At 69.8% G+C, this 18,526-nt stretch carries 11 protein-coding genes and 1 riboswitch; of the genes, 7 read left to right on the top strand and 4 right to left on the bottom strand.

The genetic code is table 11. The features are described from left to right. Window positions 1-16 precede the first annotated feature (16 nt). On the top strand, window positions 17-952 hold the full coding sequence (locus BM417_RS43405; protein WP_093605959.1) for a phosphotransferase: 936 nt from the start codon (window positions 17-19) through the stop codon (window positions 950-952). Here BM417_RS43405 and BM417_RS43400 read toward each other — a convergent pair. The 3 genes from BM417_RS43400 to metH all read right to left on the bottom strand — a co-directional run bounded on the left by BM417_RS43400 (window position 943) and on the right by metH (window position 7,593). Continuing rightward, window positions 943-2,865 (bottom strand): putative bifunctional diguanylate cyclase/phosphodiesterase, encoded by a 1,923-nt coding sequence (locus tag BM417_RS43400; protein WP_093605958.1) that lies wholly within the window; start codon window positions 2,863-2,865, stop codon window positions 943-945. The genes BM417_RS43405 and BM417_RS43400 overlap by 10 nt on opposite strands. Further along, window positions 2,862-3,896 (bottom strand): sugar ABC transporter substrate-binding protein, encoded by a 1,035-nt coding sequence (locus BM417_RS43395; protein WP_093605957.1) that lies wholly within the window; start codon window positions 3,894-3,896, stop codon window positions 2,862-2,864. The genes BM417_RS43400 and BM417_RS43395 overlap by 4 nt, the downstream gene beginning before the upstream one ends. Window positions 3,897-4,020: 124 nt before the next feature. Beyond that, window positions 4,021-7,593 (bottom strand): methionine synthase, encoded by a 3,573-nt coding sequence (gene metH, locus BM417_RS43390; protein ID WP_093605956.1) that lies wholly within the window; start codon window positions 7,591-7,593, stop codon window positions 4,021-4,023. Window positions 7,594-7,607: 14 nt separating this feature from the next. Then, a riboswitch (S-adenosyl-L-homocysteine riboswitch) is annotated at window positions 7,608-7,687 on the bottom strand. A gap of 64 nt (window positions 7,688-7,751) precedes the next feature. Here metH and BM417_RS43385 point away from each other — a divergent pair. The 4 genes from BM417_RS43385 (at window position 7,752) to BM417_RS43370 (ending at window position 13,871) form a co-directional block, all read left to right on the top strand. Then, window positions 7,752-8,582: a patatin-like phospholipase family protein gene (locus BM417_RS43385; protein WP_245822767.1), complete on the top strand. Its 831-nt coding sequence runs from the start codon at window positions 7,752-7,754 to the stop codon at window positions 8,580-8,582. Between the two features lie 169 nt (window positions 8,583-8,751). Continuing rightward, window positions 8,752-10,392, top strand: coding sequence for a glycosyl hydrolase family 8 (locus BM417_RS43380; protein ID WP_218164749.1), 1,641 nt, complete (start codon window positions 8,752-8,754; stop codon window positions 10,390-10,392). A gap of 117 nt (window positions 10,393-10,509) precedes the next feature. Further along, complete coding sequence (locus tag BM417_RS43375; RefSeq protein ID WP_218164748.1) at window positions 10,510-12,201, top strand: glycosyl hydrolase family 8; 1,692 nt, start codon at window positions 10,510-10,512, stop codon at window positions 12,199-12,201. A 23-nt stretch (window positions 12,202-12,224) separates the two neighbouring features. Beyond that, window positions 12,225-13,871 carry a HEAT repeat domain-containing protein gene (locus tag BM417_RS43370; RefSeq protein WP_093605953.1) on the top strand — a complete coding sequence of 549 codons (1,647 nt, stop codon included), beginning with the start codon at window positions 12,225-12,227 and terminating at the stop codon, window positions 13,869-13,871. A 26-nt stretch (window positions 13,872-13,897) separates the two neighbouring features. On the opposite strand, the gene BM417_RS43365 is transcribed toward BM417_RS43370, so the two are convergent. Beyond that, window positions 13,898-14,962, bottom strand: coding sequence for a methyltransferase domain-containing protein (locus BM417_RS43365; RefSeq protein ID WP_093605952.1), 1,065 nt, complete (start codon window positions 14,960-14,962; stop codon window positions 13,898-13,900). Between the two features lie 83 nt (window positions 14,963-15,045). Between BM417_RS43365 and BM417_RS43360 the strand changes: the two genes are divergently transcribed. Together BM417_RS43360 and BM417_RS43355 are read left to right on the top strand one after the other, a co-directional pair. Further along, window positions 15,046-15,906: a DUF5829 family protein gene (locus BM417_RS43360; protein ID WP_093606056.1), complete on the top strand. Its 861-nt coding sequence runs from the start codon at window positions 15,046-15,048 to the stop codon at window positions 15,904-15,906. A 45-nt stretch (window positions 15,907-15,951) separates the two neighbouring features. After that, complete coding sequence (locus tag BM417_RS43355) at window positions 15,952-18,498, top strand: helix-turn-helix transcriptional regulator (RefSeq protein WP_093605951.1); 2,547 nt, start codon at window positions 15,952-15,954, stop codon at window positions 18,496-18,498. Window positions 18,499-18,526: the final 28 nt, after the last annotated feature.

The raw sequence follows: 18,526 nt of genomic DNA, 5'->3' as shown, positions 1-18,526 counted from the left end.
GTGGCACGATCGTGCCATGACAGCCTTCGCGACCCCCGAGGACATCGCCAATCGCACTGCCGCGGCCACCGAAGCCGCCGTCGCCGCCGGTCGCGAACTCGGCCTGGAGATCACCGAGGGCAAGGTCCTCTACGAACTGTTCTCCGTAGTCGTGCACCTCGCGCCGTCGCCGGTCGTGGCCCGCATCCCGACCGTCCTGCCGCACACCACGACGCTCGAAAGCCTGGCCAGGCGCCAGCAACAGGAGCTCGACGTGGCCCAGTGGCTGCACGAGCAGGGCACCCCGGTCATCCCGCCGAGCCCACTCGTCGAGCGCAAACCCGTGCAGCGCGACGGTTTCTCCATCACGTTCTGGCCGTTCACCGACGAGGACAAGTCCCAGGAACCGGACTACGTCAAGAACTCCGAGCTCACCGCCGACCTGCACAAGGCCCTCGAGGACTATCCCGGCGAGCTCGGCTTCCTGTCGTCAGCGGAACCGCAGTTCGTCCGGGAAGGCCTGGAAAGGCTTGAGGGCCTGGACATCGTCACCGCGGAGGACCTGCGGAGGGCACGGGCCGAATGGGAGGTACTGGAGCCGCTCGTCAGCTCCCAGGACGCGTTCCAAGCGAAGTTCCCCGGCATCGAACTTCAGCCCATCCACGGCGACTCGCCGCCCGCGAACATCTTCGCGAGCACCGGCGGCCCGTTGTTCTCCGACTTCGAGCTGATCACGTACGGCCCGGTCGAATGGGACCTGGGCGGCCTCGGCCTGGAGCTCGAAGCCGCCTACGACCGGGGCGCCACCAAGAACGGCCTGCGCCCGCTCGACAAGGAGGTGCTCAGGTTCGTCAACGCCGTCGGCGCGATCCGGGTCATCGCCTACCTGTCGGTCGCGGACCAGTTGCCCGCCATGGTCGACTTCATGCAGCCGTTCATCAACCAATGGCGGGACACCGATTTTTACGCGTGAGCGGCCGCCCGATCTCCTAGCCAGGCAACGATTTCCTCGGCGGGCAACGGCTCGCTGAGGAAATACCCCTGCACCACGTCACATCCGGCCGCGGCCAAAGCCGTCCAGGTGTCCTGGTCCTCCACGCCCTCCGCGACGGCCTGCAGCCCGAAGTTGCGGGCCAGCGCCACCAGGGCGTGCACGATCGCGCTGTCACCGGCGTCGGTGCACATGTGCGTGACGAACGACCGGTCGAGCTTCATCTCGTGCACCCGCATGCTGCGCAGGTAGGAGATGGACGAGTAGCCGGTGCCGAAGTCGTCGATGGACAGCCGCACGCCCAGCTCGGTCAGGCCGCGCAACACCTCCACCGCGCGGTCCGGGTCCGAGATGATCGCGGACTCGGTGATCTCCAGCGTCAGCAACCGGGCCGGCAAGCCGTGGCGCTTGATCAGGTCGGCCACGTCGCCGGGGAACTCGGTGTGGTGCAGGCAGGCCGCGCCCACGTTCACCGAGACCGGCACCTCCCAGCCCGCGTCCTGCCACGTGCGGCACTGGCGCAGCGCCGCGTCGATCACGTAGCGGGTCAACGGCTCGATGAGGCCGTTCTCCTCGGCGATCGGGATGAACTCGTCGGGACGCACGAGCCCGCGCGTCGGGTGCTGCCAGCGGGCCAGGGCCTCGACGCCGCACACCGCGCCCGTGTCGGCCAGCGCCTTGGGCTGGTAGTGCAGGAACAGTTCGCCGCGGTCGATCGCGTGCCGAAGCTCCGTCACCGCGGTGAGGTGCGCGGCGCCGCGTTCGTGCAGGCGGGCGTCGTACACGGCCACACCGGACTTCTCGCGCTTCGCCGCGTACATCGCGATGTCCGCGTGCCGCAGCAGTTCGTGGCCGTCGCCCGAGTCCGACGGGCACAGCGCCACACCGACGCTGCCCGCTATCTCGAGCTCCAGGCCCTCCAGCGTCACCGGCATCGCCAGTGCCTGGAGGATCTTCTCCGCGACCATGCCCGCGTTCTCCGCCGAGCCGACGCCGGGCAGCAGCACGGCGAACTCGTCGCCGCCCAGCCGCGCCACCAGGTCCGTGTCGCGCACCGCCCACGACAGGCGGTTCGCCACCTGGCGCAGCAGCAGGTCGCCGGTGTGGTGCCCGAGCGAGTCGTTGACCTCCTTGAACCTGTCCAGGTCCACGATCAGCAACGCCAGCGGCTCGTCCTTCTTGCGCGCCTTGTCCACGGCCACGTCCATCCGCCGCGCGAGCAGCGTGCGGTTGGCCAGCCCGGTCAGGGCGTCGTGGTGGGCCTCGTGCTCGTTCTTGGCGGCCTGGCGCAGTATCTTGCGGCGGTAGCCCAGCAGCACCCCGCCGAACAGCGCCACCAGGACCGCGTCCAGCCCGAACGCCACGATCTGGGCGACCCGCAGCCGCGCGTTCTTCTCGTCGGCCTCGCGCAGGTACTCGGTGGTGTCGAGCCGCTTGGCGCCGATCTCCGCGGAGATCTGGCGCCGCAACGACGAGTGCGCGAGCGAGGCCTGGTCGGCCTGCAGCGGGTCGGTGCCGGCGACGACCTTGCGCAGGATGTCCGTGGTCTGGTCGTAGAACGGCAGCAGCCTCGACGCCACCGCGGCGTCGGACGGCATGCCGCTGGTGCGCAACCACTCCAGCTCGCCGCGCGCGGAGCCGGCGGAGTTCTCCAGCGGCTCGACGGTCTGCTCGGTGCGCGCGACCTGAAGGTCCCGCAACGCGTTGTCGGCGACGTTGATGTGTTCCAGCACGCGGGCCCACCGCTCACTGGTCTCGTTGAGCTGCCGCACGTGCGCGGTGGTGTCCTGCGCGCTGACACTGCTCCACAGCGCCAGTCCCGCGAGGACCAGCAGCCCGAACGTCAGCCCCACCGTCGCCACCTTCGCGGTGGCGCGGCCTTCCCAAAAGCTCACCGTGCCTGCTCCAACGGTCGCACCCAGCTCGCCGGATCCTCGACGAAGCTGTCGATCTGAGGCTGGAAGAAGTCCTTGCGCGCCTTCTCCGACTCCTGCCGGTGCAGGATCTGGTCCAGGTTCCCGGTGGTCACCGTCAGCCCTGGCGTCTCGATCCAGCCCTCCGGCAGTGCCGCCCCGCCCTTCGCGTGCCGGGCGAGCAGCCAGCCGGCGACGGCGCCCTTGAGGTAGTGCTCCGGCGAGATCGTCGCGACCATCGCGCCGTCCCGCACCGCCTGCAACGTTCTCGGGTCGACCCCGAAACCGCCCACCAGCCACCTCGCCGACTTCTCCGTCTTCAGCGCCGCGAGGTTGATTCCGTCGCAGTCGCCCGTACCAACGAACGCGAGTGCGTCCGGGTTCGCCGCCACGAGACGTTTCCACGCGTCGCGATTCGCGGCGTCGTCACGTTGCGTGTCGAACGGCCCCAGCACCACTACCCCCGGTAGCTTTTCGGCGAACCGGCCCCGGATTCCCTCGGCCCGGTCGTCGAACCCGGCGAGTCCCGGTGCCGTGTTTCCCAGCACCACTGTTCCGGTCGCGTCCGGGGGCAATCGGCGCATCAACTCGTCAGCCAGCTTTTCGCCGAGTTCGTAGTCGTCGTTACCGATGTGGAGTTTCACGCCGGAACTCGCGGTGAGTCGCATGTCCACACCGACCACGGCCACGCGCTGAGTGAGCGCCTCACCGATGGACGGCGCCATCAGCGCGGGCTCGGACGTCGCCACGGCGATTCCGCCTTTCGCGGCCATCGTCAAATCCCGGAACAACTCGACTTCCTTGTGCCCGTCCTGTCCGGGAGGTCCCGTCACCGTCGCGCTGACCCCGCCGATGCGGCCGACGCCCTCGTGAAAGCCGCTGGTCATCTCCTGAGCGAAGGAGCCACCCGTGCGCTTGACCACGAAGCCGATGTGAGGCAGCGCCTCGGACTCCGCGGCGGCACCGCAGCCCGCTAACAGCACCAGACCCAGCACCAGCGCCGCAGCTCGCATGGATGACCTCGGGCTCGCTCGACCTACGGGTGATTGATCTCCAGAGCGGCCGATGCTACATCTCTTGGTGCCAAACCGGATAACGCCTGCCAGTACCGGGAAGCGCTTTCACGTTGAGGAACGGTCAGGCGGGTTCGTAACCGAGGTTCGGGCGCAGCCACTGCTCGACTTCCGCGAGCGGCTTGCCGTACCGCGTCGCGTAGTCCTGCACCTGGTCGCGGCCCAGTCGCCCGACCGTGAAGTACTTCGCGCCGGGGTGCTGGAAGATCAGGCCGCTCACGCTCGCCGCCGGGTTCATCGCGAACGATTCAGTGAGCGAGATCCCGATTTCCTCCGCGGCCAGCAGGTCGAACAGTTCGCGTTTCACGGTGTGGTCGGGGCAGGCCGGGTAGCCCAGCGCGGGCCGGATGCCGCGGAACTTCTCCGCGTGCAGGTCAGCGAGTTCCGGCTGGGCGTCCGGCTCGAACCAGTCGCGCCGGGCCCGCAGGTGGATCCACTCGGCGAACGCCTCGGCGAGCCGGTCTGCCAGCGCCTTCACCATGATGGCGCGGTAGTCGTCGTTCTGGGCCTCGTACTTCGCGGCCAGCTTCCCGGCGCCCAGGATGGTCACGGCGAACCCGCCGATGTGGTCGCCCTCGGGAGCCACGTAGTCGGACAGGCAGCGGTTGGGGCGCGACAACGGTTTCTTGGTCTGCTGGCGCAGCATCGGGATCCGCACGCCGTTGTCGAGCAGGATGTCGTCACCGTCGGAATGCGCGGGCCAGTACCCGTACACGCCCTTTGCCTCGAACAATTCCCCGGCGACGATTTCGTCGAGCAACTCGGTCGCGTCGTCGTACAGTTCGCGCGCCACCGGCTGTTCGAGGATCGCCGGGAACTTGCCTTTCAGCTCCCAGGCGAGGAACAGGAACGTCCAGTCGATGAACTCGCGCAGTTCGGCGAGAGAAGGCGTCATCAGGCGAGTACCGGTGAACTGCGGAGTCGGCAGATCGGAGAAATCGACCTCCTCCCGATTCGCCCGCGCCTCGTCGAGCTTGAGCAACGGCACGGACTTGCGGTTTTCGTGCTGCTCGCGCAACCGGGCCTGTTCCGCGCGGTTCGCGATGTTCAGGTCGTGCGCGCGACGGTCGTCCAGCAGGTCGGAGACGACGCCGACGACCCGGGACGCGTCGAGGACGTGGATGACCGGCTCGTCGTAGACCGGGGCGATCTTCACGGCGTTGTGCTGCTTCGAGGTCGTCGCCCCGCCGATCAGCAACGGCAGCTTCATGCCGCGCCGCTGCATCTCCTCGGCGACCGAGACCATCTCGTCCAGTGACGGCGTGATCAGCCCGGACAGGCCGATGACGTCGGCGTGCTCCTTGATCGCCGTGTCGAGGATCTTCGCGGCCGGCACCATCACGCCGAGGTCGATCACCTCGTAGTTGTTGCAGCCCAGCACGACGCCGACGATGTTCTTGCCGATGTCGTGGACGTCGCCCTTGACCGTGGCGAGCACGACCTTGCCGTTGCCGCCGGCCGTCGCCTTGGGCTCGGCGTCCATGAACGGCTCCAGGTACGCGACGGCGCGCTTCATCACGCGGGCGCTCTTCACGACCTGCGGCAGGAACATCTTGCCCGCGCCGAACAGGTCGCCGACGATCTTCATGCCGTCCATCAGCGGGCCCTCGATGACGTCCAGCGGACGCGGCAGCGCGGCGCGGGCCTCCTCGGTGTCCTCCTCGATGAAGTCGACGACGCCGTGCAGGATCGCGTGCTCCAGCCGCTTGCCGACCGGGGCCTCGCGCCACGACAGGTCGACGACCCGCTTCTGGCCGGGGCCCTTGACGGTCTCGGCGTGCGTGACGAGCCGGTCCGTCGCGTCCTCGCGGCGGTTGAAGATGACGTCCTCGACCAGTTCCAGCAGGTCGGCCTTGATGTCCTGGTAGACGACGAGCTGTCCGGCGTTGACGATGCCCATGTCCAGGCCGGCCTGCACGGCGTGGAACAGGAACGCCGAGTGCATGGCCTCCCGGACGACGTCGTTGCCGCGGAAGGAGAACGACAGGTTCGAGATGCCGCCGCTGATGCGGACACCGGGACATCGCTCCTTGATCCGCGGCAGCGCGTCGATGAACGCCCTGGCGTAGCCGTTGTGCTCCTCGATGCCGGTCGCGACGGCGAGCACGTTCGGGTCGAAGATGATGTCCTCGGCCGGGAAGCCGACCTTCTGCGTCAGCAGGTCGTAGGCGCGGCCGCAGATCTCGACCTTGCGGTCGGTCGTGTCGGCCTGGCCCTGCTCGTCGAACGCCATCACGACGACACCGGCGCCGTAGTCGCGGATCGTGCGGGCCTGCCGCAGGAACGGCTCCTCGCCCTCCTTGAGGCTGATCGAGTTGACCACGCCCTTGCCCTGCACGCACCGCAGCCCGGCCTCCAGCACGGTCCAGCGGGAGCTGTCGATCATCACCGGGATGCGGGCGATCTCCGGCTCGGTCGCGATCAGGTTCAGGAACGTCGTCATCGCCTGCTCGCCGTCGAGCAGGTCGGCGTCCATGTTGACGTCCAGCAGGTTCGCGCCGCCGCGCACCTGGTCCAGCGCCACGGTGAGCGCGGCGTTGTGGTCGTCGGACTCGATCAGCCTGCGGAACTTCGCCGAGCCGGTGACGTTGGTGCGCTCACCGATCATCACGAACCCGGTGTCGGGGCCGATCTCGAACGTCTCCAGGCCGCTGTAGCGGGTGGTGTGGCGGGGCTTGACCACCTCGCGGGCGTCGGTCCCGCGCACGGCGTCGGCGATGGCCTTGATGTGCGCGGGGGAGGTGCCGCAGCAGCCGCCGACGACGTTGACGATGCCCTTGTCCGCGAAGTCCTTCAGCAGAGCGGCCGTCTCGTCCGGCGTCTCGTCGTAGCCGCCGAACGCGTTGGGCAGACCGGCGTTGGGGTGGCAGGCCACGTAGGTGTTCGCGAGTCGCGCCAGGTCGGCGACGTGCGGGCGCATCTCCTCGGCGCCCAGCGAGCAGTTCACGCCGACGACCAGCGGCTCGGCGTGCGCGATCGAGTCCCAGAACGCCTCGACGGTCTGGCCCGACAGCGTGCGGCCGGACAGGTCGACGATCGTCACCGAGATCCACAGCGGCAGGTCGGGCGCGACCTCGCGGGCGGCGGCGATGGCGGCCTTGCAGTTGAGGGTGTCGAAGATCGTCTCGATCAGCAGCAGGTCGACGCCGCCCTCGTGCAGCGCCGAGATCTGCTCCGCGTAGGAGGCCTTGACCTGCTCGAACGTGACGGCGCGGTACGCGGGGTCCTCGACCTTGGGCGACAGCGACAGCGTGACGTTGAGCGGGCCGACCGATCCGGCGACGAACCGGCCGCCGAACTCGTCCGCGGCCTGGCGGGCGATCCGCGCGCCGGCGATGTTCATCTCGCGGACGCGGCTCTCCAGCCCGTAGTCGGCCTGGCCGATCGAGGTGGCGGTGAACGTGTTGGTGGTCGTGATGTCCGCGCCCGCCGCGAGGTACTGGCGGTGCACGTCGAGCACCAGGTCCGGGCGCGTGAGGTTGAGCAGGTCCGGGTCGCCGGCGACGTCGGGGACGTGGCCTTCGTACTCATCGCCGTAGTAGTCCTGTGGCGAGAGCTTGGCCTGCTGGAACATCGTGCCCCAGGCGCCGTCCAGCACCGCGATTCGCTGGTCCAGCAGGGATTTGAGTCCACTCACGCGCGCTCCCGAAAAGTCCGGAAGCGCCCTTGTTCGTGGTGGAACGAAGCCGAGCGTGGCAGGCGCACGGCCCGTTGCAGCGCTTCTCGGTTTCACTTTAAAGGCTACCAACCTAGCTCATGCACCAGGAACTCGTCCCACTCCATAGGATGACCACTGTGACCGGAGAACGCGCGTTGGTGCTGGGTGGCGGTGGTGTCACCGGAATCGCCTGGGAGACCGGGATTTTGCACGGACTCGCCGAACAGGGCGTCGATCTGACGGACGCCGACCTGTTCGTGGGGACGTCCGCCGGATCGGTGGTGGCCACCGAACTGGCGGGCGGTGGTGTGCTCGCTGACCTCTACGCGGGTCAGTTGTCGCCGCCCGACGGGGAGATCCCGGCCCGGTTGACCTCGTGGATGGTCGTCAGGTACGCGCTTTCCTACGTGATGCCGGGGTCGCCCGCGCAGAAGCGGGCCCGGCTCGGACGGGCCGCGCTGAAGGCCCGTACGCCGTCGGAGGAGTTGCGGCTGGCGGTGTTCGACAGTCGACTGTCCACTAAGGACTGGCCGGAGCGTGCGCTCAAGGTCACCGCCGTCGACGTGGCGAACGGGAAGTTCGTGGCGTTCGACCGGGACAGCGGGGTGCCGCTGGTGAACGCGGTGGCGTCGAGTTGTGCGGTGCCGCTGGTGTGGCCGCCGGTCAGCATCAACGGCAGCCGGTACATGGACGGCGGCATGCGGTCCGTGGCGAACGTCGACCTCGCCGCCGGGTACTCGCGGGTCGTGGTCATCGCGCCGATCACGCGGGCGGCCAGTCCGGCCGCGACGCCCGGCGCGCAGGCCGCGAAGCTCGGGGTGCCGTCGATCGTGGTGAGTCCCGACAGTGCCGCCCTGGCCGCCATCGGCACGAACCTGCTGGACCCGGCCAAGCGCAAACCCGCTGCTGAGGCCGGGTACGCGCAGGCCGTCTCGATCGCGGAGGCCGTCCGGAAGGTCTGGGGGTAGTTTCCGCAACCGATTTCGGTCGAGATGACCGGTCCACACCTCTTGTCCAAAGTCGACCGGCCCGCCTAAGGTCGCCGCCATTGCCCCTTTAGGCAGGTTTGTTAACCAATTGGCTGAGGTGGTTGTGGACAGACGAGCGGTGTTGGCGGCGGTCAGTGCGGTCGGGCTCGTGATTGGTCTCCTGGTGGCGGGGACGACCAGTGCGACGGCGGCGGACCCACTGGTCTCGCAGGGCAAGGCGGTCACGGCGTCCTCGGTCGAGGGCGCCGGGCTGGAGGCGGCGAAGGCCGTGGACGGCAGCACGACGACCAGGTGGGCGTCGGCGGAGGGCAGCGACTCCGAGTGGCTGCGGGTCGACCTCGGCGCGGCGCACACGGTCAGCCGGGTGAAGCTGAACTGGGAGGCCGCGTACGCCAGGGGTTACCGCGTGCAGACCTCTCCGGAGGGTTCGGCGTGGACGGACGTGTTCTCGACCAGCTCCGGTGACGGTGGCGTCGACGACCTGACCGTGTCCGGTGCCGGTCGGTACGTGCGGGTTCTCGGCACGGCGCGCGGTACGGCGTGGGGTTACTCGCTGTGGGAGGTCGAGGTCTACGGCGTGGCCGGCGGCAACCCGCCGACGACGACCACGACCACGACCACGACGCCGCCCTCGAACGGTCTCGGCTACGCGTTCGGCAGCCGGCAGACCCCATACGCGGCGGGCACGTTGCGTCCGTCCGGCTCGACGTCCACTTTGGACGCCGCGGTGGTGGACTACTACCAGCGCTGGAAGTCCGCGTTCGTGCGGCAGAACTGCGGCAACGGCTGGTACCAGGTGATCTCGCCTGATGCCGACCACCCGTACGTCGCCGAGGCGCAGGGCTACGGCATGGTCGTCGTCGCCACGATGGCGGGCGCCGACCCGGACGCGAAGAAGATCTTCGACGGCATGGTGAAGTGGAAGATCGACCACCCGTCCTCGATCAACCGGGATCTGCTCGCGGCCGAGCAGGACGTGAACTGCCGCAGCGTCAACGGCGGCGACGGCGCCACGGACGGCGACATGGACGTGGCCTACGGGCTGCTGCTCGCCGACCGGCAGTGGGGCAGCGCCGGCACGTACAACTACAAGCAGCTGGCGATCCGGCACGTCAACGCGATCAAGGCCAGCGAGGTCAACCCGTCGACGAACCTGCTCAAGCTCGGCGACTGGACCAGCTCGGGCGACCAGTACTACTACCTCTCGCGGTCGTCGGACTGGATGGTCGACCACTTCCGGGCGTTCCGGAAGGCGACGGGTGACGCGGCGTGGGACACGATCCGTTCCGCTCACCAGAACCTCATCGGGCAGTTGCAGCAGAACTTCGCACCGGGCACCGGCCTGCTGCCGGACTTCGTGGAGAACACGAACTCCTCGCCGCGCCCGCCGGCCGGTCAGGTGCTGGAGGACGTCAACGACGGCAAGTACTGGTGGAACGCCTGCCGCGTGCCGTGGCGGATCGGCGCGGACGCGGTGACCAGCGGCGACTCCCAGTCCCTTGCGGCGGCCCGCAAGCTCAACACGTGGGTGAAGTCCAAGGCCGGCAACAACCCGAACAACATCGGCATGGGCTACCAGCTCAACGGCACGCAGATCTCCGGTGGCAGCGCCGCGGCGTTCTTCGCGCCGTTCGCGGTCGTGGCCGCAACCGATCCGGGCAGCCAGGCGTGGCTCGACGCGCTGTGGACCAAGATGGTCCAGACGCCGATCGACGCCAGCAGCTACTTCTCCGCGAGCATCCAGCTCCAGGTGATGATCACGGTGACCGGCAACCACTGGGTGCCCTGACCAGCACTGTTCGATCGCGCAACAAAGGTCTGCACCTCTTGTTCAGGGGGTCTGACCTGCATACCGTCGCCAACCACTCGCATTGACAGCTTTGTTAACTAATTGCTGGAGGCGGTCGTGGGCGGCAGAACGATGGCGTTGGGGGCGGCCGGGCTCGTGCTCGGCCTCCTCGTCGCGGGAACGACGATGGCATCGGCGGCGGACCCACTGGTCTCCCGCGGCAAGGCGGTGACGGCCTCCTCCATCGAGGGGTCGGGATTCGAGGCGGCCAAGGCGGTCGACGGCAGCACGTCGACCCGCTGGGCCTCGGTGGAGGGGCACGACCCGGAGTGGCTGCGGGTCGACCTGGGTTCGGCGCACACGATCAGCCGGGTGAAGCTGAGCTGGGAGGCCGCGTACGCCAGGTCGTACCGCGTGCAGACGTCCTCCGACGGCTCGGCGTGGACCGACGTGTACTCGACCAGCGCCGGTGACGGCGGCACCGACGACCTGACGCTGTCCGGCTCCGGTCGGTACGTGCGGGTCTACGGCACGGCACGCGGCACCGCGTACGGCTACTCGTTGTGGGAGTTCGAGGTGTTCGGCGTGGGCGGTGGCACCCCACCGACGACGACCACTCCGCCGACGACCACGACGTCTCCGCCCCCGAGCGGTCTCGGCTATCCGTTCGGCAGCAGGCAGACCCCGTACGCGGCGGGGATCCTGCGGCCGTCGGGCAGCGCGTCCACTTTGGACGCCAAGATCGTCGACTACTACCAGCGCTGGAAGGCCGCGTTCGTCAAGCAGAACTGCGGCAACGGCTGGTACCAGGTCATCTCGCCGGACGCGAAGTTCCCGTACGTGGCCGAGGCGCAGGGCTACGGCATGGTGATCACCGCGCAGATGGCGGGCGCCGACCCGGACGCGAAGAAGATCTTCGACGGCCTGCTGAAGTACAAGCTGGCCCACCCGTCGGTCAACAACCCCGACCTGCTGGCCGCCGAGCAGGACACCGCCTGCAGGAGCGTCAACGGCAGCGACAGCGCCACCGACGGCGACATGGACACGGCCTACGGCCTGCTGCTGGCCGACAAGCAGTGGGGCAGCGCGGGCACCTACAATTACAAGCAGATCGCGGTGAAGAACGTCAACGCGATCAAGAAGAGCCTGATCAACCCCAGCACCGGCCTGCTGCTGATGGGCGACTGGTCAGGCCCGGACGACAGCCTGACGTACTACGGCTCCAGGTCGTCGGACTGGATGGCCGACCACTTCAGGGCGTTCCGCAACGCGACCGGTGACGGGGCCTGGGACACGATCCGCGCCAAGCACCAGGACCTGATCGCGTCGCTGCAGTCCAAGTACGCGGCGAGCACCGGCCTGCTGCCGGACTTCGTGCAGGACACCAACTCCACGGTGAGGCCCGCCGTCGGCAAGGTGCTCGAGGAGGCCGCGACCGACGGCAAGTACTGGTACAACGCGTGCCGCGACCCGTGGCGCATCGGCGCGGACGCCGCCCTCACCGGCGACGGCAAGTCACTGGCCGCCGCGCGCAAGATGAACTCGTGGATCAAGGGCAAGACCGGCGGCGACCCGAGCAAGATCGCGGTCGGCTACCAGCTCAACGGCACGCAGATCAACAGCGGCGGTGACGCGGCCTTCGTGGCGCCGTTCGCGGTGGCGGCGACGACGGATCCGGGCAGCCAGGCCTGGCTGGACGCGTTGTGGAACAAGATGGTGAACACGCCGATCGCCACGGACACGTACTTCGGCGCGAGCATCCAGCTCCAGGTGATGATCACGGTCTCCGGAAACCACTGGATTCCGTAGATCTTCGGGGTTTCAATGGCGCGATGGGGATCGCGAAAGCGCGTCGCATCGCGAGGCGGGCACACCAGGGGCAGCTCACGGACGACGGTGGGCTGTTCCTGGACCATCTGGAACGGGTCGCCCGCGCCGTCGAGGAACGGGGCGGCGGGTGGGCGGCCCAGCAGGCGGCCTGGTTGTACGCCGTTCCCGCTACCGGGGTCGACCTCGTGCGCGAGGGCGTCCCCTGGCGGGTCGTGCGGGTGGTGGAAGCGCTGCGGTGTGCGCCAGGCTGGTCGCCCCCGGCCTCAGCCCGAGTGCGGCACGACGAGGAACTGGTGCGCGAGGTGCTGGACGCGGACAAGCGTCGCGCTTGGCCGAAGAGCTCACCGGGACCCGTGGAGCCGTTGGACGCGAGCATGCTGCCGAAGTTGCTCGCCGACTACCGGCGCGAGGCCGGCCCCGACACGCACCGGATGATCTACGGCGTGCTCAGCACGCCCACCGGCCTGACCACCCCGGCGGTGGCCGAGATCGCCGAACAGTGGTGGGACTCGGAGAACGACTGGGAGGCCGCCGTCGCCGTGCTGGCCGCGCGCGGCGCCGGCCTGCTGGACCGGGAGCGGCTGCTGCACAAAGCGGCCGAAGGCGGTCCTCACGCGGCCAAGCTCGCGATCGAGAACCTGCGAGGTGAGGGCACCCCGGACGAGGTCGAGGTGCTGGGGTCGATCGTGCGCAGGCCGGAGCCTCAGTGGCGCTGGCTTCGTGCCGACGCGGCGGCCAGGCTCACCGCGATCGGCGGGGCGGCCGCGGAAGCCGCGTTGCGGGAACGCGCGTTCACCCCGTTGGACCCGCCTTGGCGCAACGACAGGTCCTGGTTGCACCGCAACGCAGCGAGCGTGACTCCCAGGCTGATCGAGGCTCTGTCCGATCCGGAGTGGAAGCACGAGGCTCCTCTCGCGCTGGGCCTGCTTCGCGCAGTGGAGGCCGTGGGGCCGTTGTGTGAGAGTGCGCGGACCGATGAGCTGCCCGTCCAGCAGATCCAGGCCCTGGGCAGGATCGGTTCTCCTGAGGCCGGGCCGACGCTCGTGGAACTGCTCGCACACGCCAGCGCGTGGGTGCGTGAAGAGGCGTTGCAGGCCCTGAGCCGGACCGGGGGCGCTGATGTGGTCGAAGTGGCGATGATGGCGTGCGACGACCCGGACGTGCGAGTGCGGGATCGGGCTGCGAAGGTGCTCGCCAAGCACGCCGGCGGTCGTGCGGTGACAACGCTGATCCGTCTCTGCGACACCCGGCACGCCGCCGTGGCGGCCGACGCGCTGGCCCGCATCGGTGATCCTCGCGCGTTGCCCACGTTGTGGCACCTGTTCTTCCGGCATCCGGACAAGGCGGCTCGCCACGCGGCGGGACGAGGTCTGGCCCGCATCGAAGGCCCTCCGCAGTCGGGCTCCCTGCACGATCCCCGAGTCAAGCGGGCGTACATGTGGTTGATCGGCCACAAGCCGGACTGGAACCGCACCGGCCTGATCGCCGAGGTCACGGCGACTGACGCGCTGGTGCGAGCCCGTGTCGCGGAGGCGCTCGGCCGCCTGCGTGATCCCTCAGGCGCCATGTACGTCAGGCTGCTGGTCGCCGACCCCGATCCGCGGGTGAGGTCGGTTGCGAGGGCCGCGCTGAGGCGACTCGCGGACTGAGGGGGTGCCGGCGCGGCTCTGCTCGCCTAGGCCAGGGTGCGCAGGAACGCGGGCCCGCCCTCCTCGGCGTTCAGTCCTTTCTCGACGAACGCGATGTTGTGGTGGAACGAGATCCCGCTGATGTTGCGCTCCAGATAGGAACCCTCGCCGCGAGGGGCGCGCACCTCGGCCTGGTTCAGGCCGTCCACAAAGGACTTGAGCATCCCCATCGACGTGCCCGCGGTCGCCTCGGGATGGCCGCCCCAGCTCGGCCAGTACGCGGTCTGCAGATCCTCCACGACGTAGAGCCCGCCCGCCCGGACGTGCGGGAACAGCGCGTGGAACGAGGTCCGCACGTGCTCGTTGAGGTGGCTGCCGTCGTCGATGATCACGTCGAACGGGCCGAGGTCGCGGCCCAGCCGATCGAGGAACTCCGCGTCGGACTGGTCGCCCAGCACGGTCATGATCCGCGGGCCGGTGACGTTCTTGGGCGCGATGTCCAGGCCGTGGACGAGGCCGCGCCGGAAGTACCGCTGCCACATCCGCAACGAGCCACCGCCGCGGTCCGGGTCGTCGTAGCCGCCGATGCCGATCTCCAGCACCCGCACGGGTTCGGTGCGCAGGCGAGCGAAGTGACGTTCGTAGTGCTGCGTGTACCAGTGCAGGTCGCCCCACTTGTCCGAGCCGTGCTCCACGGCCAGCTCGCCCAGGTCCCGGTGGGCGGGCCTGAGCGCGGACAGCAGTTCCTGAACCGACTCCGCGAGGCCCTTGCGGTCCTGGAACCACCCGCCGATCCCGCGCTCGTCGAGATCGGGGTCCGGGGTCGTGACGGCGAGGCTCGGCCACGGGCGTTCGTCGGTGCCGTAGAGGCCGCGCACGGCATCGCCGAGGTCGAGCGTGATCACGACCTCGGCGTCCGCGCACAGGTGGCTGGTGGTGCGACGGTCGAAGCGCAGGTCGAGCCGGACGTCGTGGTCGCCGATCTCCCGCAGGACCTCCCCGGCGACGGCCTCGGGGGTGAGCCTGCGGATCGTGTCGTCGAGCAGGTCACGGCCGGCGGTGGCGGCCTGCAGCAGTGGGGCGAGAACCGTCCACCGGGCGGTGTCCAACACAAAGTCCCCTTCGTCTGACTCGAGTCTGGCTTGAGCGTGTCCCTCTTACGATTGAATCTATGGGGATCCGACGGGTGTTGAGCATGATCTTGGCCGTAGTTCTGGTCGTGTCGGGAGCGGGTCCGGCACTGGCAGGAGAGCGGCAGTTGTTGTACTACAACCACGCTTGGGGAACGTTTGACCGCGTCACCGCGGACGCGGTCGAGCACTCGCGTTACCTCAAGGACTTCGCGAGCGTCGAGGTCCGCACCACGACCGGCGCGGACGGCAGGGTCTGGACGGGCCGTTACCTGCGCGGCCGCGAGACCTACCTGGAGATCTTCGGCATCGGTGACGTGCCGGGCCAGGACGGTGAACTGGGCTCCGCCGGCCTCGGGCTCTCGACCGAGCACGACGGTGACATCGAGAAGCTCAAGACCAGGCTGCGCGCCGCGGGCGCGAAGCCGATCGACTTCCTGCAGACCCGCGACTTCGGCGACGGCAAGCCCGTGCCGTGGTTCGACTCGGTGTTCCTGATCGAGCGGTACGACAGGTTCGGCGCCTGGGCCATGGAGTACCGCGACGAGTACCTGGCCGACCCGCGCAGCAAGGTGGGTCCCGCGAAGTTCCCCGGCGACGTCACGCGTGAGCGGTACCTGCCGGACGCGTACAAGGACAAGGTGATGCGCGACATCACGCTCATCCGCGTCGCCGTCACGGCCTCGGACCTGGCCGCGACCGTGCCGTTGCTGCGGGCGGGCGGGTTCACGCTGCGGACCGGACCGGGCTCCGTCGTGGCCTCGCGCGGGGGCACCACGATGCGCTTCGACGAGGCGCCGATGGGACAGACCGGGCTCAAGCGCGTCGAGTTCGACCTGAACCGCCCGGTCGCGCGGCACGTCGAGAAGCTGGGCACGTCCACGCTGGTCGTGGGTCCGGGCAAGCGCGCGGTCTGGACGTTCTGACACTCTGGTCTGGTCCGGACGGATCAACGAACGGGGTGTCGGGCGGTGTCGCTGGTCGGGCGGGATCGGGAACGGCAGCGGCTGGCCGCGCTGGCCGAGGGCGGCGGGTCGCTGCTGATCGTCGGCGAGCTCGGCGTCGGCAAGTCGGCACTGCTGTCCTGCCTCGACGGCCACCTGGTCGCGGGCGTCGAGGCCGAGCAGGACCTGCCCTACGCCGGACTGCACCAGGTCCTGCACCCGTTCCTCGCACTGTCCACTTTGCCCGGTGCACGGCGCGGCGCGCTGGAAGTCGTACTGGGACTCTCCGACGGCCCCGCGCCACCCGTGCACCTCGTCGGGCTCGCCGCGCTGGAGTTGCTGAGCGCGGCACGGCCCGTCGTCCTGGTCGACGACGCGCACTGGCTGGACCAGGCGAGCCAGGACGTCCTCGGGTTCGTGGCGCGCCGCCTCACCGGTGCCGCACTGGTTCTCGCCGCCCGGACGCCCTTGTTCGCCGGCGTGCCCACGCTCTCCTTGGCACCGCTGGAATCGCCGGAGTCCCTCGCGGTGCTCGACGCGGTCGCGCCCGGCCTGGATCCCGGACGCCGCTCGTGGGTGCTCGCCCAGGCGGCCGGGAACCCGTTGGCGCTCACCGAACTCCCGTTCGGCGGCAACTCCCTGGAGGAGAGCTTCGCCACCCGCGCCTCGGCCCTGCCCGCGGACGTGCGGTCGTCGCTGCTCGCCTTGGCACTCGGCGGCGTGGCCTCCGCAGATCTCGCCCCTGCCGTCGAGGCCAGGCTGCTCGACCGGGACGGCGCGTTCCGGCATCCGTTGATCAGGTCGGCGATCGTCGGCGCCGCAAGCGTTTCCGAACGCCGGGAGGTCCATCGCCGGCTCGCCTGGGCGACCGACGAGCCCGACCGGCGGGCGTGGCACCTGGCCGGCGCCGCGACCGGTGCCGACGAGAACGTGGCCTGCCTGCTGGAGAAGACGGCCGACCGGGCGCTCCGGCGTGGCGGCGCGGTGGCCGCCGTTCATGCTCTGGAACGCGCTGCCGCTCTGGGCGAGGCCGGTGAACGTGCCCGGCGGTTGTTGCGGGCGGCCGAGCTGGCGGCGGAGGCCGGACGGCGCGACGACGTCGAGCGAATCCTGCTGGACGTGCGCGGCCTGGACCTCACGACACGGGAGCGCGCGCTCGTGACGTGGTTGCCCACGGCGTTCGACGACGGCGTGAGCGAGGGTGTGGCGGGACCCGGCGAACTGGTCGGGCTGGCCGAGTCCGTGGTGGCCGACGGTGACGTCGAACTGGGCCTGCGGATCTTCTGGAGCGTCGCGATGCGCTGCTTCTGGGTCGAGCCCGGCGCGGCTGTGCGGGAGCGGATCGCCGCGGTGGCGCGCAGGTTGCCGATCGACCCGTGCGACCCGCGGATGCTGGCGATGACGGCGTACGTGTGCCCGGTGCGGCAGGGAGACGCGGTGGTGGCCGGGCTGCGCGTGGCCCGGGGTGGTCTGGAGCCCGCAGGCGAGCGGCTGGGCTCGATCGCCGACGACCCCGCCACCCTCCGGCTGCTCGGCAGCGCCGCCCTCCAGGTCGGCGCGTTCGCCGACTCCGTCCGGTTCTCCCTTGCCGCCCAACGGGATTTCCGTGCGCAAGGCCAGTTCGGACTTCTCGCCCGAGCCCTCGCCGTCGAGGCCTGGAGCCGGACCCGCCTGGGCGACATCGCCGCCGCCGAACCCGCAGCCGAGGAAGCCGCCCGCCTCGCCGAGGAGACCGGCCAGCCGTACATGCGCGGCCTGGCCGTCGCCGTCCAAGCCGAGATCGCCGCCCTGCGCGGCGAGTACGAGCGGTCGGCCGAACTGGCGGCCGTCGCCGAACGCATCGGGCTCGCGGCGGGCGCGCGACCCGTCCTCGCCACCGTGCAGCTGGCCAGAAGCCTGGCCGCGCTCGGTGAGGGCCGCTACGCCGACGCGTTCGCCGCCGTCCGCCGCGTCCACGACCCGTCCGATCCGGCCTACCAGCTGGCGTTGCGCCGGTACGTGCTGCCCGAACTGGTCGAGGCCGCGACTCGCAGCGGCAACGCCGACGAGGCCGGCAAGATCGTGGAGGAGCTCGACACCGCCACCAGTTCGCCCGCGCTGGCGGCCGGTCTGAGGTACGCGCGGGCCCTCCTGGCGGCGGACGACCAGGCCGAGGCGTTGTTCGAGGCGGCGCTCGACACCGGCAGCTCGCCGTGGGACCGGGCGCGCGTACAACTCGCGTTCGGCGTGTGGTTGCGCAGGCAGCGCCGGGCGACTCAGGCCCGGCCGCACCTCAAGGCGGCCGCGGAGGCGTTCGAGGCGTTCGGCACCAGGGACTGGGCGGAACGCGCCCGCGAGGAGCTGCGGGCGTCCGGCGAGTCGCGCGGCGGCAACGGAGAGCTGACCGAGCACGAGCTGACCATCGCGCGGATGGCGGCGGACGGGCTGACCAACAAGGAGATCGGCGAGCGGCTGCACCTGTCGCACCGGACGGTCAGCACGCACCTGCACCGGATCTTCCCGAAGCTCGGGGTCACAGCACGCGCCGAACTGAGGCAGGCCCTGGCGACGGACTCCGGCACCGCGCCTGGCTGACTGCGAGCCCCGGCAGGCCCTGGCGACG

Origin of the sequence: Lentzea waywayandensis, from assembly GCF_900115955.1 — a bacterium.
Taxonomy (GTDB): domain Bacteria; phylum Actinomycetota; class Actinomycetes; order Mycobacteriales; family Pseudonocardiaceae; genus Lentzea; species Lentzea waywayandensis.
Note: the sequence above shows the minus strand (reverse complement) of the source record. Positions and strands in the feature narration are given on the sequence as shown.